The sequence below is a fragment of the Micromonospora sp. MH99 genome (assembly GCF_021442385.1).
GTDB lineage: Bacteria > Actinomycetota > Actinomycetes > Mycobacteriales > Micromonosporaceae > Micromonospora.
In genome coordinates, this window is the sequence record NZ_MUZA01000018.1 from 63900 (window position 1) to 79163 (window position 15264).

12 protein-coding genes are annotated in these 15264 nt (G+C 71.3%); 9 read left to right on the plus strand and 3 right to left on the minus strand.

All coding sequences use genetic code 11. The annotated features are described in order from the left end of the window. Nucleotides 1-181 precede the first annotated feature (181 nt). Entirely contained in the window at nt 182-1564 is a 1383-nt protein-coding gene (locus tag B0E54_RS12650) for a cation:dicarboxylate symporter family transporter (RefSeq protein ID WP_234583548.1), read from the minus strand. Between the two features lie 77 nt (nt 1565-1641). Here B0E54_RS12650 and B0E54_RS12655 point away from each other — a divergent pair, with 77 nt between their 5' ends. The 3 genes from B0E54_RS12655 (at nt 1642) to abc-f (ending at nt 5934) form a co-directional block, all read left to right on the plus strand. Continuing rightward, entirely contained in the window at nt 1642-3234 is a 1593-nt protein-coding gene (locus B0E54_RS12655) for a sensor histidine kinase (RefSeq protein ID WP_234583549.1), read from the plus strand. Beyond that, entirely contained in the window at nt 3231-3926 is a 696-nt protein-coding gene (locus tag B0E54_RS12660) for a response regulator (RefSeq protein ID WP_234583550.1), read from the plus strand. The genes B0E54_RS12655 and B0E54_RS12660 overlap by 4 nt, the downstream gene beginning before the upstream one ends. Nucleotides 3927-4296: 370 nt before the next feature. After that, nucleotides 4297-5934 (plus strand): ribosomal protection-like ABC-F family protein, encoded by a 1638-nt coding sequence (gene abc-f / locus B0E54_RS12665; RefSeq protein WP_234583552.1) that lies wholly within the window; start codon nt 4297-4299, stop codon nt 5932-5934. Between the two features lie 44 nt (nt 5935-5978). Here abc-f and dnaE read toward each other — a convergent pair whose 3' ends face one another. Continuing rightward, on the minus strand, nt 5979-9509 hold the full coding sequence (dnaE, locus tag B0E54_RS12670; RefSeq protein ID WP_234583553.1) for a DNA polymerase III subunit alpha: 3531 nt from the start codon (nt 9507-9509) through the stop codon (nt 5979-5981). A 165-nt stretch (nt 9510-9674) separates the two neighbouring features. Between dnaE and B0E54_RS12675 the strand changes: the two genes are divergently transcribed. The 3 genes from B0E54_RS12675 (at nt 9675) to B0E54_RS12685 (ending at nt 11461) form a co-directional block, all read left to right on the plus strand. Further along, nucleotides 9675-10295: an L-threonylcarbamoyladenylate synthase gene (locus tag B0E54_RS12675; RefSeq protein WP_234583555.1), complete on the plus strand. Its 621-nt coding sequence runs from the start codon at nt 9675-9677 to the stop codon at nt 10293-10295. 90 nt (nt 10296-10385) lie between these two features. Next, on the plus strand, nt 10386-10925 hold the full coding sequence (locus tag B0E54_RS12680) for an RNA polymerase sigma factor (protein WP_234583557.1): 540 nt from the start codon (nt 10386-10388) through the stop codon (nt 10923-10925). Further along, on the plus strand, nt 10922-11461 hold the full coding sequence (locus tag B0E54_RS12685) for a hypothetical protein (RefSeq protein WP_234583558.1): 540 nt from the start codon (nt 10922-10924) through the stop codon (nt 11459-11461). The genes B0E54_RS12680 and B0E54_RS12685 overlap by 4 nt, the downstream gene beginning before the upstream one ends. On the opposite strand, the gene B0E54_RS12690 is transcribed toward B0E54_RS12685, so the two are convergent. Then, nucleotides 11442-12887, minus strand: a complete 1446-nt coding sequence (locus tag B0E54_RS12690; protein WP_234583560.1) for a serine/threonine-protein kinase — start codon at nt 12885-12887, stop codon at nt 11442-11444. The two genes, B0E54_RS12685 and B0E54_RS12690, sit on opposite strands and share 20 nt — an antisense overlap. 122 nt (nt 12888-13009) lie before the next feature. Between B0E54_RS12690 and B0E54_RS12695 the strand changes: the two genes are divergently transcribed. From B0E54_RS12695 to B0E54_RS12705, 3 genes are all read left to right on the plus strand, one after another. Then, nucleotides 13010-13609, plus strand: coding sequence for a hypothetical protein (locus B0E54_RS12695; RefSeq protein ID WP_234583561.1), 600 nt, complete (start codon nt 13010-13012; stop codon nt 13607-13609). 349 nt (nt 13610-13958) lie between these two features. Continuing rightward, nucleotides 13959-14300, plus strand: a complete 342-nt coding sequence (locus B0E54_RS12700; RefSeq protein WP_234583562.1) for a PadR family transcriptional regulator — start codon at nt 13959-13961, stop codon at nt 14298-14300. Continuing rightward, entirely contained in the window at nt 14297-15250 is a 954-nt protein-coding gene (locus B0E54_RS12705) for a permease prefix domain 1-containing protein (protein WP_234583564.1), read from the plus strand. Before B0E54_RS12700 ends, B0E54_RS12705 begins: the two co-directional genes overlap by 4 nt. Nucleotides 15251-15264: the final 14 nt, after the last annotated feature.

Sequence of the window (15264 nt, forward strand, 5' to 3'; positions counted from 1 at the left end):
CCGTACCGGCTCATCCGCCGCCACGACCACGTTACCGACCGGCCAGCCGCCCGGTAACCCGCACACGCGGCGGCCGGCGCCTCTCGGCGGTGATCGACACGAGATCAGCGATATCGGGGTGTCCTACGTGCCCGGATACCCCAATATCGCCGATCGCGTGTCGATCACGCCCGTGACCGGGTCAGGCCGGGACGCCGGCAGGCGCGGACGCCTCGTCGGGGCGTGCCGGCGACTCGTCCTCGTCATGGTCGTCGAGCATCGTGGCCTCGTCGAACGGGTCGTCGCCGCGCAGCACTCCGGCCGCCCGGTCCCGGTCGAACTCACCGGTCCAGGTGCCCACCAGGACTGTCGCCACCGCGTTGCCGGCGAAGTTGGTCAGCGCACGGGCCTCCGACATGAACCGGTCGATGCCCACGATCAGGCCGACGCCGTCCACCAGGTCCGGGCGGTGCGACTGGAGCCCGCCGGCCAGGGTCGCGATGCCCGCGCCGGTGACGCCCGCCGCGCCCTTCGAGGCAATGATCATGAACAGCAGCAGCGAGATCTGCTCGCCGATGGAGAGCGGGTTGCCGAGCGCGTCGGCGATGAACAGCGACGCCATCGTGAGGTAGATCGCCGTGCCGTCGAGGTTGAACGAGTACCCGGTCGGCACCGTGATGCCCACGACCGGCTTGCTCACGCCGAAGTGCTCCATCTTGGCGATCAGCCGCGGCAGCGCCGACTCCGACGAGGACGTCGACAGGATCAGCAGGAACTCCCGGCCCAGGTACCGCAGCAGCGAGAAGATCGAGATCCGGGCCACGAACCACAGCAGCGCGCCCAGGACGACCAGCACGAAGATCAGACAGGTGGCGTAGAAGCCGAGCATGATCTGGGCGAGGCTCTTGAGGGCGTCCACGCCTGTCGCGCCGACGACGGCGGCCATCGCGCCGAACGCGCCGACCGGCGCCAGCCACATGATCATGGCGAGGACCTTGAAGACGACCCGCTGGATGACGGCGATCGCGCCGAGCACGGGCTCACCGCGCCGGCCCATCGCCTGCACCGCGAAGCCGACGAGCAGGGCCACCAGCAGCGTCTGGAGCACCTCCCCCTCGGTGAGCGCGGAGAAGAGGGTGGTCGGGATGATCCCGAGCAGGAACTCCGTCGTACCGCCGGCCTCGTCTCCGGCGGCGGCCTTGCCCGCGCCCGCGAGGTCCTGGCCGAGGTCCAGGCCGGAGCCGGGGTGGATGAGGTTGCCGACGACCAGACCGATGGCGAGCGCGACAGTCGACATGGTCAGGAAGTAGCCCAGCGCCAGGCCGCCGACCTTGCCGACCTTCGCGGCCTGCCGGACGGAGCCGACGCCCAGCACGATCGTGCAGAAGATGACCGGGCTGATCATCATCTTGATCAGGTTGACGAAGCCCGTGCCGATCGGCTTGAGTTCCTTGCCGAAATCGGGGGCGACCAGGCCGACCACGATGCCGGCGAGCACGGCCACGATGACGGCCAGGTACAGGTAACGGGTACGGTCCCGGCGGGCCGACGGCTCCGCCGTGGTGGTGGATGCGGTGGTGTCCATGTCGACAATGTGAAGCGCGTCTCACCCGTTGACATCCTTGCGGTCATTCTGTTCACCGCGAAAACCACACGGAGGTGATGGAGGTGGCCCGACGACAGTGGAGCATCGCGGGGCAGCTGTTCGCCCTCCAGGCGGTGGTGGTGACGCTGCTCGTGCTGGCCGGCGCGGCGGGCGCCGTCTGGCTGGCCCGCGTCGACTCCCGCCAGGCCGCCCAGGAGGAGGTGCTCGCCGTGGCGCAGACCGTGGCCGGCTCCCCCGACGTCCGCGCGGCCCTCACGACCGCCGACCCGGCCAGCATCCTGCAGCCGTACGCCGAATCGACCCGAAAGGCCACGGGCACCAACTTCGTGGTCGTGATGGCCCCCGACCGCACCCGTTTCTCGCACCCGACCCCCGAGCGCATCGGCGAGCCGTTCGTCGGCGAGATCGGTCCCGCCCTGGCCGGCCGACCGTTCACCGCCACGAACGTCGGGACGCTCGGCGAGTCGGTGCGCGCGGTGGTGCCGGTGTACGACGACGAGCGGCGCATCGTCGGCCTGGTCTCGGTGGGCATCACCACCCGGGCCATCAACCGCAAGCTGCTGCGCCAGCTTCCCGTCCTGCTCGGCGTCGCCGCGCCGGCGCTCGCGCTCGCCGGCACCGGATCGTGGCTGCTCAGCCGCCGGCTGCGTCGCCAGACCCACGGCCTGGGGCCAGCGCAGATGACCCGGATGTACGAGTACTACGACGCGGTCCTGCACTCGGTGCGCGAGGGCCTCGTGGTGCTGACCACCGATCGGCGGGTGGCGCTGATCAACGACGAGGGCCGCCGGTTGCTCGGTCTCGGCGCCGACGAACCGGTCACCGACCAGCCGGTGGTCGGGATAGACCTGCCGCCCGCCGTGGCCGAGCTGCTCGACTCCGGGCGCGACGCCCTCGACGAGCCCATGCTGGCCGGCGACCGGGTGCTGGTGGCCAACCAGCGGACCGCCCGCTTCGAGGGCGCGGCGCTCGGCACCGTGCTGACCCTGCGCGACCAGACCGAGCTGCGCACGCTCGCCAGCGAGCTGGACTCGGTCCGCGCGCTGACCGAGGCGTTGCAGGCGCAGACCCACGAGTCGGCCAACCGCCTGCACACCGTCCTCACCCTTGTGGAGCTGGGCCGCGCCGACGAGGCCGTCCGGCTCGGCACCCGGGACCTGGCCCTCGCGCAGCAGCTCACCGACCGGGTGGTCGACGCGGTCACCGAGCCGGCCCTGGCCGCGCTGCTGCTCGGCAAGTCCGCCCAGGCCGGCGAGCGCGGCGTGGACCTCGTCATCGAGCCGGACTGCCGCCTCGACGACAGCCCGCTACCGACCAACGACCTGCTCACCGTCGTCGGCAACCTGATCGACAACGCCCTGGAGGCCGTCGCCGGCACGCCACCGCCGCGCACCGTACGGGTCTTCGTCGGCGCCCTCGACGACGAGCTGATGGTCCGGGTCGCCGACAGTGGGCCGGGGCTGGCCGAGGACCGGGTGGCGGACGCGTTCCGGCGCGGCTGGTCCACCAAGAGCACCGGGCGAGGTCTCGGTCTGGCGCTGATCGGGCAGGTGGTCCGCCGCCACGGTGGCCGCTACGAGGTGGGCCGCTCGGACGACGGCGGCAGCCTGTTCACGGTCCGCCTACCAGTCGGCGGTGCACCGCGATGACCGACATCCGGGTGCTCGTCGTCGAGGACGAGCCGCTGCTGGCCGAGGCGCACGCCGCGTACACCGAACGGGTTCCGGGTTTCGTGGTCGTCGGGGTGGCGCACACCGCGCGGGCCGCGATGGCGGCCCTGCGCGCGGGTGGCGGCGGTGACGTGGACCTCGTACTCCTGGATTTTCAGCTGCCCGACCTGCACGGCCTGGACGTCTGCCGGGCGCTGCGCGCGGCCGGCAGCAGCGTCGACGTGCTCGCGGTGACGTCCGCGCGGGACCTGGCGGTGGTCCGCACCGCGGTGTCCCTCGGGGTGACCCACTACCTGCTCAAACCGTTCACGTTCGCGGCGTTCCGCGACAAGCTGGAGCGCTACGCCGACTACCGCGACCAGGCGCTCGCCGACGGTGAGGTCACCGCCCAGCACGACGTGGATCGGATGTTCGCGACCCTGCGCGGCACCGCCGGGCACAGCCTGCCCAAGGGCCTGGACGCGCAGACCCTCAATCGGGTACGCGGGGCGCTGGCCGACGGGACCGGCCCGCAGGCGGGACTGTCGGCGACCGAGGTGAGCGCGGCGACCGGGATCTCCCGGGTGACCGCCCGGCGCTACCTCGAATACCTGGTGACGATCGACCGCGCGGTCCGCAGCCCCCGCTACGGAACCCCCGGCCGCCCCGAGGTCGAATACCGGCCCCGCTGAGCGGGACGAGCGCTCCGCGTCCCGCGCTCTGCGTCAAGATCTGCGCAACTTCGCCGATGTTGCTGCCTCCGGCGCACGGGAGACAGCAACATCCCTGATGTTGCGCGGATCTTGACGCAGAGCACCACCCCGCCGGGAAGTCGGTGGCGGGGCGAAGATCCGTTGTTAGACTTGGCGCGTTGGGTCAGCGGTACGACCAGGGAGACCAGACATGGTGGGTGACGACGACATCTCCGGGTGAGACCGGACATGTTCGGCGACGGCTCGGCGCGTAATCACGCAGCCGCCGTGGCCATGACGTCGTTTCACCGGTCCCCGTTGGTCGTCGGGCGGCTTGGACGCGCCCACCCCACCCTTTGAGGTCACTCGCATGTCTGATGCGTACATCGTCTGCTCGAACCTGTCCTTCTCCTGGCCGGACGACACCCCGGTCTTCTCGGAGCTGTCCTTCACCGTCCCGGGCGGTCGCACCGGGCTGGTCGCGCCCAACGGCGCCGGCAAGAGCACGCTGCTGCGGCTGATCGCCGGGGAGCTGACGCCCAGCGGCGGCAGCGTCACCGTCGACGGCGTACTCGGGTACCTCCCGCAGACGCTGCCGCTGGTCGGCGACCTGACCGTGGCCCAGGTGCTCGGCGTCGCCGAGCGGATCGCGGCCCTGCACGCCATCGAGGCCGGCGACGCCAGCGAGGCGCACTTCGCCACCATCGGCGACGACTGGGACATCGAGGAGCGCACCCGCGCCGAACTCGACCGCCTCGGCCTGGGTGACCTGGCGCTCGACCGGCGGCTGCACACCCTCAGCGGCGGTCAGGTGATCTCCCTCGGCCTGGCCGCGCAACTGCTGCGACGGCCCGACGTCCTGCTGCTCGACGAGCCGACCAACAACCTGGACCTGGCGGCTCGGCACAAGCTCTACGACGTGCTGTCCGACTGGCCCGGGTGCCTGCTGCTGGTCAGCCACGACCGGGAGCTGCTGGACCGGATGGACCGCATCGCCGAGCTGGAACGAGGCGAGATCAACTGGTACGGGGGCAACTTCACCGCGTACACCGAGGCGGTGCAGGCGGCGCGGGAGGTGGCCGAGAGCAACCTGCGCAACGCCGAGCAGGAGGTCAAGCGGGAGAAGCGGGAGATGCAGCAGGCTCGGGAGCGGGCCGACCGGCGGGCCAGCAACGCCTCCAAGAATCTGAAGAACGCCGGTCTGGCCCGGATCGTCGCCGGTGGGCTCAAGCGCAGCGCGCAGGAGTCGGCGGGCAAGGCGCAGGGGACGCACTCGGCCCGGCTCGGCGAGGCCAGGGCCCGTCTCGACGAGGCCGGTCGGGCGGTCCGCGACGAGGACACCATCACCGTCGACCTGCCGGACACCACAGTCCCGTCCGGACGGACGGTCTTCTCCGGCCACGGGATGCGGGCCCGCTTCGACGATCGGGAGCTGTTCGGCGGCGACGGCGCCGACCTGGTGATCCGGGGGCCGGAGCGGATCGCGCTCACCGGGGCGAACGGCGCCGGCAAGTCGACCCTGCTGCGCCTCGTCAACGGCGATCTCGAACCGGCCGGCGGCGAAATCAAACGGGCCGACGGGCGGATCGCGTACCTGTCGCAGCGGTTGGACCTGCTGGACCTCGACCGCACGGTGGCGGAGAACTTCGCCGCGTACGCGCCGAGCCTGCCGGACGCCAGGCGGATGAACCTGCTGGCCCGGTTCCTGTTCCGGGGCGCGCGGGTGAACCTACCCGTCGGGGTGCTCTCCGGCGGCGAGCGGCTGCGCGCCACCCTCGCCTGTGTGCTCTGCGCCGAACCGGCACCGCAGCTGCTGCTGCTCGACGAGCCGACCAACAACCTGGACCTGGTCAGCGTCGCCCAACTGGAGAGCGCGCTGACCGCGTACCAGGGAGCCTTTGTGGTGGTCAGCCACGACGAGCGGTTCCTCGCCGAGATCGGCGTGCAGCGCTGGTTGCGGCTGGCCGACGGCCAGCTGCGCGAGATCGCGGCGCCCGACCGGGGCTGAGCCCAACGGTCCGGCCGGCGCCTGCCGGCCGGACCGACGCCGGCTCAGCTCACGTTGGCCGGGCCGAGGACGCTCTTCAGGTCACCCATCAGCGCGGTCGTCGCCGCCACCCGGAACGGGCCCAGCCGCAGGGTGGTGGTGCGACCGCCGTTGAGCAGCTTGACGTGCACCTCGGTGTCGCCGGGGTGCAGGACGAGGGTCTCCTTGAGTCGTTCCACAAGCGGCGGCGTGCACCGGTGCACCGGGATGGTGAGGGTGACGGGCTTGTTGGTGGCGCTGGTGCTGACGTCCGGCATGGACATGTCCATCGCCATGATCCGTGGGGTGTCGTCGCGCCGGTCCACCCGGCCCTTGACCACCACGATGGCGTCCTCGGCGATGTACTGCCCGATCACCTCGTACGTGTTGGGGAAGAACAGGGTCTCCACCCCACCGGCCAGGTCTTCGAGGGTGGCCGACGCCCAGGCGCGGCCCTGCTTGGTGACCCTTCGCTGCACGCCGGAGAGGATGCCGGCGAGGGTGACGACCGCCCCGTCGGGCACCGCGCCGTCCTCGGCGAGGGACGCGATTGTGGTGTCGGCCGCCGCGCCGAGGATGTGTTCCAGGCCGAACAGGGGGTGGTCGGAGACGTACAGGCCGAGCATCTCCCGCTCGAAGGCCAGCTTGTCGCGCTTGTCCCACTCGCTGTCGCCGATGACCGGCATCACCGTCGTGCTGCCGGTGTCGGCGTCGCCGAAGCCGGCGCCGAACAGGTCGTACTGGCCGACGGCCTCCTTGCGCTTGACGTCGGCGTACGCGTCGATGGCGTCGGCGTGCACCGCGAGCAGGCCCTTGCGGGGGTGCTGCATCGAGTCGAACGCACCGGCCTTGATCAGCGATTCGATTGTCTTCTTGTTGCAGACCACCGCGTCCACCTTGGACAGGAAGTCGTAGAAGTCGGTGTAGTCGCCCTTCTCCTGGCGGCACCGCATAATTGAGGCGACGACGTTCGCGCCGACGTTGCGGACCGCGGCCAGGCCGAAGCGGATGTCCTTGCCGACCGGCGTGAACGGCCCGGCCGACGTGTTCACGTCCGGCGGCAGCACCTGGATGCGCATCCGGCGGCACTCGGACAGGTACAGCGCCATCTTGTCCTTGTCGTCACCGACGGACGTGAGCAGCCCGGCCATGTACTCGGCCGGGTAGTGCGCCTTGAGGTACGCGGTCCAGTAGGACACCAGGCCGTACGCGGCGGAGTGCGCCTTGTTGAAGGCGTACCCGGCGAACGGCACCAGCACGTCCCACACGGCCTGGATCGCCTCGTCGGAGTAGCCGCGCTCGCGGCAGCCGTCCCGGAACGGGATGAACTCCTTGTCGAGGATCTCCTTCTTCTTCTTACCCATCGCCCGGCGCAGCAGGTCCGCCTGACCGAGGGTGTAGCCGGCGAGGATCTGCGCGGCGCGCTGCACCTGCTCCTGGTAGACGATCAGGCCGTGGGTGGGCGCCAGGATCTCCCGCAGCGGCTCCTCCAGCTCCGGGTGGATCGGCGTGATCTCCTGGAGGCCGTTCTTGCGCAGCGCGTAGTTGGTGTGCGAGTCGACGCCCATCGGGCCCGGCCGGTACAGCGCCAGGACGGCGGAGATGTCCTCGAAGTTGTCCGGCTTCATCAACCGCAGCAGCGACCGCATCGGCCCACCGTCGAGCTGGAACACGCCCAGGGTGTCACCGCGGGCCAGCAGCTCGTACGCGGCCTTGTCGTCCAGCGGCAGGCCCAGCAGATCGAGCTTGAGGCCGTGGTTCAGCTCGATGTTCTTGACGGCGTCGTCGATGATCGTCAGGTTGCGCAGGCCGAGGAAGTCCATCTTCAGCAGCCCGAGCGACTCGCAGGTCGGGTAGTCGAACTGCGTGATGATCGCCCCGTCGGCGTCGCGGCGCGTCAACGGGATGTGCTCGATGATCGGCTCGGCGGACATGATGACGCCGGCGGCGTGCACACCTGTCTGCCGGATCAGCCCCTCGATGCCCTTGGCCGTGTCGATCACCTTGCGCACGTCCGGGTCGGAGTCGTACAGGCCCCGGATCTCGCCGGCCTCGGCGTAGCGCGGGTGCTTCGGGTCGAAGATGCCGGTGAGCGGGATGTCCTTGCCCATCACGGCCGGTGGCATCGCCTTGGTGATCCGGTCGCCGACCGCGTACGGGAAACCCAGCACCCGCGCCGAGTCCTTGATCGCGGCCTTCGCCTTGATCGTGCCGAAGGTCGCGATCTGGGCGACCTTGTCCTCACCCCACTTGTCGGTGACGTACTTGATCACCTCACCGCGCCGACGCTCGTCGAAGTCGATGTCGACATCCGGCATCGAGACCCGCTCGGGGTTGAGGAACCGCTCGAAGATCAGGCCGTGCTGGATCGGGTCCAGGTCGGTGATGCCAAGCGCGTACGCCACGAGCGAGCCGGCGGCCGAACCACGGCCCGGACCCACCGCGATGCCCTGCTTCTTCGCCCACTGGATGAAGTCGGCGACCACGAGGAAGTACGACGGGAAGCCCATCTGGTTGATGACGCCCAGCTCGTACTCGGCCTGGACGACGTGCCCCTCGGGGATGCCGTTCGGGTAGCGGCGGGCCAGCCCGGCGAAGGTCTCCTTGCGGAACCAGGACTCCTCCGTCTCGCCCTCGGGCACCGGGAAGCGCGGCATCAGGTTGTGGAACTCGAACATGCCCTTCGGGTCGACCTTCTCGGCCACCAGCAGGGTGTTGCGGCAGCCCTGCTGCCACAGCTCGGACGAGTCGACCGCCCGCATCTGGTCGGCGCTCTTGACGAAGTAGCCGCCGCCCTCGAAGCGGAACCGGTTCGGGTCGTCGATGTTGCTGCCGGTCTGCACGCACAGCAGCACGTCGTGCGCGGTCGCCTGAGCCTCGTGCGTGTAGTGCGAGTCGTTGGTGACCACCGGCGGGATGTCCAGCTTGCGGGCGATCTCGGTGAGCCCCTCGCGGACCCGGCTCTCGATGGAGAGACCGTGATCCATGATCTCCAGGAAGTAGTTGTCCTTGCCGAAGATGTCCTGGTAGCTCGCGGCGACCTTGAGCGCCTCGTCGAACTGCCCCAGCCGCAGCCGGGTCTGCACCGCGCCGGACGGGCAACCGGTGGTCGCCATGATGCCCTCGGCGTGCTCGGCGATCAGCTCCATGTCCATCCGGGGCCACTTGACGTAGTGCCCCTCCATGGACGCGCGCGAGTTGAGGGTGAACAGGTTCTTCAGACCCTGCGCGTTCTTCGCCCACATGGTCTTGTGGGTGATCGCGCCGTTACCCGAGATGTCGTCGCTCTTCTGCTCCGGCCGACCCCACTTGACCCGCGCCTTGTGATAGCGCGACTCCGGCGCCACGTACGCCTCGACGCCCAGGATCGGGGTGATCCCGGCGGCCATCGCCTGGTTGTAGAAGTCGTTCGCGCCGTGCATGTTGCCGTGGTCCGTGATCGCCACCGCCGGCATGCCCAGCCGGTTGGCCTCGGCGAACAGGTCCTTCAACCGGGCCGCTCCGTCGAGCATCGAGTACTCGGTGTGCACGTGCAGATGCGCGAACGAATCAGCCATGCCTGGCGCCCCCCGGCGGTGTGGATCTCGGTGGTCGGAGCCGACCGGCACCTACCCTACCGAGGTGATCTCGGCGGCTCCACCGTCCGCGCCGACGGCCGTGGCCCGCGTCTCGTCGGCTCAGCGACGGGACATGCCGACGGGCGAGAGCCTAGGCTCGTGCCCATGGCGAGGTACTACGACGTACACCCGGAAAACCCGCAGCCCCGGATCATCGGCCAGGTGGCCGACCTGATCCGCGGCGGCGGCCTCATCGCCTATCCGACCGACTCGTGCTTCGCCCTCGGCGTGCAACTGGGCAACCGGGACGGGCTCGATCGGATCCGCGAGATCCGCCACCTCGACGACCGGCACCACTTCACCCTGGTCTGCCGGGACTTCGCGCAGCTCGGCCAGTTCGTGCAGATCAACAACGCGGTCTTCCGGCTGGTGAAGGCGTCCACGCCGGGCAGCTACACCTTCATCCTGCCGGCCACCAAGGAGGTGCCCCGCCGGATGCTGCACCCGAAGAAGCGGACCGTCGGCGTGCGGGTGCCCCGGCACACGGTGACCCAGGCGCTGCTCGCCGAGCTGGGCGAGCCGCTGGTGTCGAGCACCCTGGCGCTGCCCGGCGAGGACGAGCCGATGACCCAGGGCTGGGAGATCAAGGAACGGCTCGACCACCAGCTCGACGCGGTGCTCGACGCCGGCGACTGCGGCAAGGAACCGACGACGGTGATCGACCTGTCCGGGCCCGAGCCGGAGATCCTGCGCCGGGGCGCGGGGGACGTGTCCCGGTTCGAGTAGCGCGGGTCGGTTGGCGGACCGGAGGAGGGCAGCCGCGGGTCAACGGCCGTACGCTTGAGGATCGGCACCGGCGAGCATTGGACACCCGGCATGCCTGCTCCGGACGACCTCGACGCCCTGGCCCGCCGCGCCGCGCAGGGTGACTCCGCGGCACTGGACGCCCTGCTGGTCGCGGTGCGTCCGGAGGTGCTGCGGCTGTGCGCCCGGTTCCTGCCCAACCGCCAGGACGCCGAGGAAGCCTGCCAGGACACGCTCCTGGCGCTGGCCAGCGGCATCACCCGGTTCGAGGGTCGCTCCTCGTTCCGCACCTGGCTGCACCGGCTGGCCGCCAACCGGGCCCGCTCCACGTACCGCACGCTGCTCCGCCGCTGTCGACTGGAGGCCGGCGGCGTTCCGGTGCCCGACCAGGCCGATCCCCGACGGACCAGCGTGGTCGCGGGCACCCGCGTCGACCTGCTCGACGCGTTCGACTCGGTCCACCCCGACCACGCCGAGGTGGTGGCCCTGCGCGACGTCCTTGGGCTGAGCTACCCCGAGATCGCCGCCCTGCTCGACGTGCCGGTGGGCACCGTGAAGTCCCGGTTGCACCTGGCCCGGCGGCAGGTCCGGCAGCGGCTCGGCGCCGGATGAGCCGGGCGTCGTTCCGCCGGCTCGCCGTCGTCCTCGCGGCCACCGTGGGGGTCGCGGCCTGCGGCGCCGACGCCGTCTCGCCGCTGCCCGTCCAACCGCCCGGTCCGACCAGTTCCACGCCGGCACCCGCGGCGACCTCCGCGATCGCCGCGCCCACCGCTTCGCCGTCCCGGCCGCCGCCGACCAGCGGGCGCCCGCCCGCCGCACCGCCCACACCCAGCAGGACAAGGGGTACGCCCCGGACGACTTCCCCGCCGACCGCCGCCGCGACCCCGGCCTGTCAGGGCGCGGTCCGGTACGACCTGCCGCTCGCCGAGACCGAGATCGAGCTGCTGCGGTCGCTCTGCTTCGCCACCGGCGCGGTGCTGCGGATCCAGGGCATCGGGCCGGGGCTCGTCACCGTGGACCGCCCGGAACTGGTCTCCCAGCAGTACGAGGCGGGCGTGGTGGACGTCCGCTTCGTCCGCACCGGCACCGTCGCCGTGACGATCCCGAAGGAGGGCCGGGACCACACCATCACCGTGGTGGTCCGCTGACCGCACCTACCGCAGGCGTACGCCGGCGAGCAGAGTGTCCACGAAGTCGGGACCGCTGCCCGGCGGTGGGGCGATCTGCACGTACACCAGGGCGGGACCGCCGGGGTGCAGGGCGGCCGACTCGACGATCTGCGGCCGGCCCTGGTCGCAGACGTAGCGGACCACCGTCCATTCGACGCCCGCCTGTCGGGTGGTGCGGGCCGGCGCGGGCGCGCAGTCCCCGTGTGTCCGCTCGGCCAGGAATCCGGCCGGTGTGGTGCGTGCCGCCGTGGCGGCGGAGAGGCCGACGAACGCGCCGGGCAGTCGGGGGTCGGCGGCCCAGCGGCGGGGTCGCGGCGACATCACCAGGCCCGGTTCGGGTTCCCCGTCGGCGCCGTACTGGCCGGCCCAGGTCGTCCCCGTGGCGGACCAGCCGGGCGGCAGTGCCACGGTCAGCGGCCCGGTCGTGTACGTGCCGCCGACCGACCGAACCGATCCGGTGCCACCCCGGTTCGGCGGCGACCTGGCCCACCGCGAGGGCGGTCACGACGGCCACCCCGGTCAGCAGGGACCGGCGTGCACGGCGCGGTGCTGGTCGCCGCCGTGCGCTCGCGGCGACCGGGTCGGCCGGTTCCCGCACCGGGTCGCTCGCGCGGGCCAACGCGGCGTGCAGGGCCGCGGCGTCGGGATAACGGTCGGCCGGGTCGTACGCGGTGGCCCGGGCGAGCACCGCCGCGATGCCCGGTGGCAGGCCGTCGCGGAGTCGGATCCGCGGGGCGTGCGGCGGGTTGGGTCGGGCCGGGTGCGTGCCGGACGGGTCGGCGGCCAGCAGCCGGACGCCGAGCCGGCCGAGCCCGTACACGTCGGCGCGCGTGTCGACCACCGCGCCCGGGTCGTCCTGCTCGGGGGCCATGTAACCGGGGGTGCCGGCCCGGGCGGTCAGCCCCGAGGCGGTGGCGAGCGCCTTGGCCAGGCCGAGGTCGGCGATCAGCACCGCTTCGGGCGCGTCCGGCCCGGTGGAGCGGAACAGGACGTTGCCCGGGGTGAGGTCCCGGTGCACGACCCCGTGCCGGTGCAGCACGGCGACCCCGGCGCAGACCTCGCCGAGCAGCCGCAGCGCGGTCGGCGCGGGGATCTCGCCGGTGGTGAGGCGGTCCCGCAGGCTCCCCCGGTCCGCCCAGGCCAGGACCGCGTACGGCCGGCCGTCGGGCAACTCACCGACGGTGTGCACCCGGATCAGCCGCTCGTGCTCCAGGCGGCGCAACAGCCGGGCCTCGTCGAGGAAGCGTTCCCGGACCCGCAGGTCGTGGCTCCAGTTCTCGGCCAGCACCTTGATCGCCACTCGCGCGTCGAGCACCGCGTCGTAGCCCAACCAGACCGTCGCGAACGAGCCGACGCCCAGCAGTCGCTCGACGGCGTACGGCCCGATCCGCTGCGGAGCCGTCACGGTGTCACCCCCGGCCAGCACGGTCTCTTCACAGTAGACCGGGCCGGTCGGAAACCCGACGAACCGCTGACGCCGGCGCGGTGACTAACAGGGCAGGAGACCCATCACCGAAGGAGCACACCATGAACCGTCCCTCGATCCTTCGCACCACCGCCGCGCTGGCGCTCAGCACGCTCGTCGCGGTGATCGCCGCGGGCCCGGCCTCGGCGGCGCCGCCGGCCGGTGGCGCCGCGCCCGGCTCGGCGCGCGGTCCGCTCGCCGCCACCGTCGGACACGACCACCCGCAGGTGCTCAGCGTCGGCGGCGCCGGCGTGTACCGGATCGGCGCCAGCCTGGCCGCGCTCACCGCGGCCGGCCGCATCGACTGGACCGCACCGGGCTGCGACGGGGTGGTGCACACCGGCGTGACGGGTTCCTGGGCGGGTGTCCTGCTGCTCGCCTTCCGTGCCGGTCGGCTGGTGGAGATCGGTACGGCCACCGCGCCGCCGCAGTCGCCCGCCGGGGCCCGGGTCGGCATGTCCTTCGCGGAGTTGGAGGCGATCTACGGCCCGCGCGGGTCGCTGATCCGCAACGACGCGGGGGACGCCGAGGCGTACCTGGTCCGGGTCGGATCGCGGGTGGAGCTGTTCACCGGGCACCCGATCCGGCCGGGCGTGGGCTACTTCCAGGTCGGCCCGGCCAGCTTCGTCGAGCGGAACTTCCGGCAGGGCTCGGCCTGCTGATCCGGGTCAGATCTCGGGGCGTCCGGTCCGTACCGGGCGCCCCACCCTGCTGCCTGACGGGGCGGTGGCCGTCCCGGCAGCCAGGCCGGCCCGGCGGCATCGCCATGCCTCCTTTGCTCTGCTTCAACCCAGGCAACAGCGAAGGGCCGCAGGTGTTGCCTGGGTTGAAGCAGAGCAAAGGGCCAACAGCACCCGGTCGGCGTCCCCTGCTGCTGCCCGCAGCGCTGATCCAGCCCGGACGGCGCCCGGGCGTCGGGCCGCGCCCAGCCAGCCTCCGTCAAACCGTTGGCGGCAGTCACATCAATATCGGGATGGACAACACTGTGTGCCACACAGTATGGTGTGACACATGGTTAGCGAGGACGTTCTGAAGACGCACCTACAGGAGTTGCGTCGGGGCACCGTCGTGGTGGCCAGCCTGGTCGCGCTCCGCCGGCCGGACTACGGCTACGCACTGCTGCAACGGCTCACCGACCACGGCTTTCCGGTCGACGCCAACACGCTCTACCCGCTGCTGCGACGCCTGGAGGACCAGGGGCTGCTGACCAGCGAGTGGAACACCGAGGAGAGCCGACCGCGCAAGTTCTACCGGACCAGCGACGAGGGCGAGTCGATGCTGGAACGACTTCTGGGCGACCTCGCCGCCGTACAGACCTCCATCACCGGCCTGATCCAAGGAGTGGACCGATGAACACCCTGACCGACCGCTATCTCGCCGCGACCCTGCGATCGGTGCCCACCCCGCGCCGCGAGGAGATCGCCAGCGAGCTGCGCGCCTCGATCGAGGACATGATCGAGGACCGGGCCGGCAGCGGCCAGGACGCCACTGTCGCCGAACGGGAGGTGCTCACCGAGCTGGGCAACCCGGACCTGCTGGCCGCGCGGTACGCCGATCGTCGGCTCCAGCTCATCGGCCCGACCTACTACCTGGTCTGGCTGCGGCTGCTGAAGCTGCTGCTCAGCCTCGTCCCGGCGATCGTCGGCACGGTGGTCGCGGTCGTCGACGTCGCGGACGGCAAGGGTTTCGGCGCCATCGGCTCGGGCATCGGCGTCGCCATCCAGGTTGCCCTCCAGATCGCCTTCTGGCTCACCCTGACCTTCGCCCTCATCGAACGCTTCAAGCCCATCTCCGGCCTGCCCGACTGGACGGTCGACCAACTGCCGGACGTCCCCGCACACCGGAACATCTCCCTCGTCGACACCATCGCGTCGGTGGTCATGCTGGTGGCGACCATCGGCTACCTGCCCTTGCAGCACTTCCAGTCCTGGGTGCACGAGCCCGACGGCGGCAACATCCCGATCCTCGACCCGACCCTGTGGTCGTTCTGGCTGCCGGCGCTGATCGTGGTGCTGCTGGCCACCGCCGTGTTCGAGATCGTCAAGTACCGGATCGGGCACTGGAGCTGGCGGCTGTTCGGGGTGAAGGCGGTGCTCAGCCTGGCGTTCTCGCTGCCGCTGATCTGGCTGGCGCTCTCCGACCGGCTGCTCAACCCGGCCCTGGGCGACCGGCTGAGCTGGCTGGCTGAGGGTGACAACCGGAACACCCTCGGGGCTGTCATCGCGGTGGGCACGGCCGTGATCCTGGTCTGGGATCTGATCGACACCACCACCAAGACCCGCCGTCAGGTCGCTGGAGCCTGAGCGGCAGCAGACCA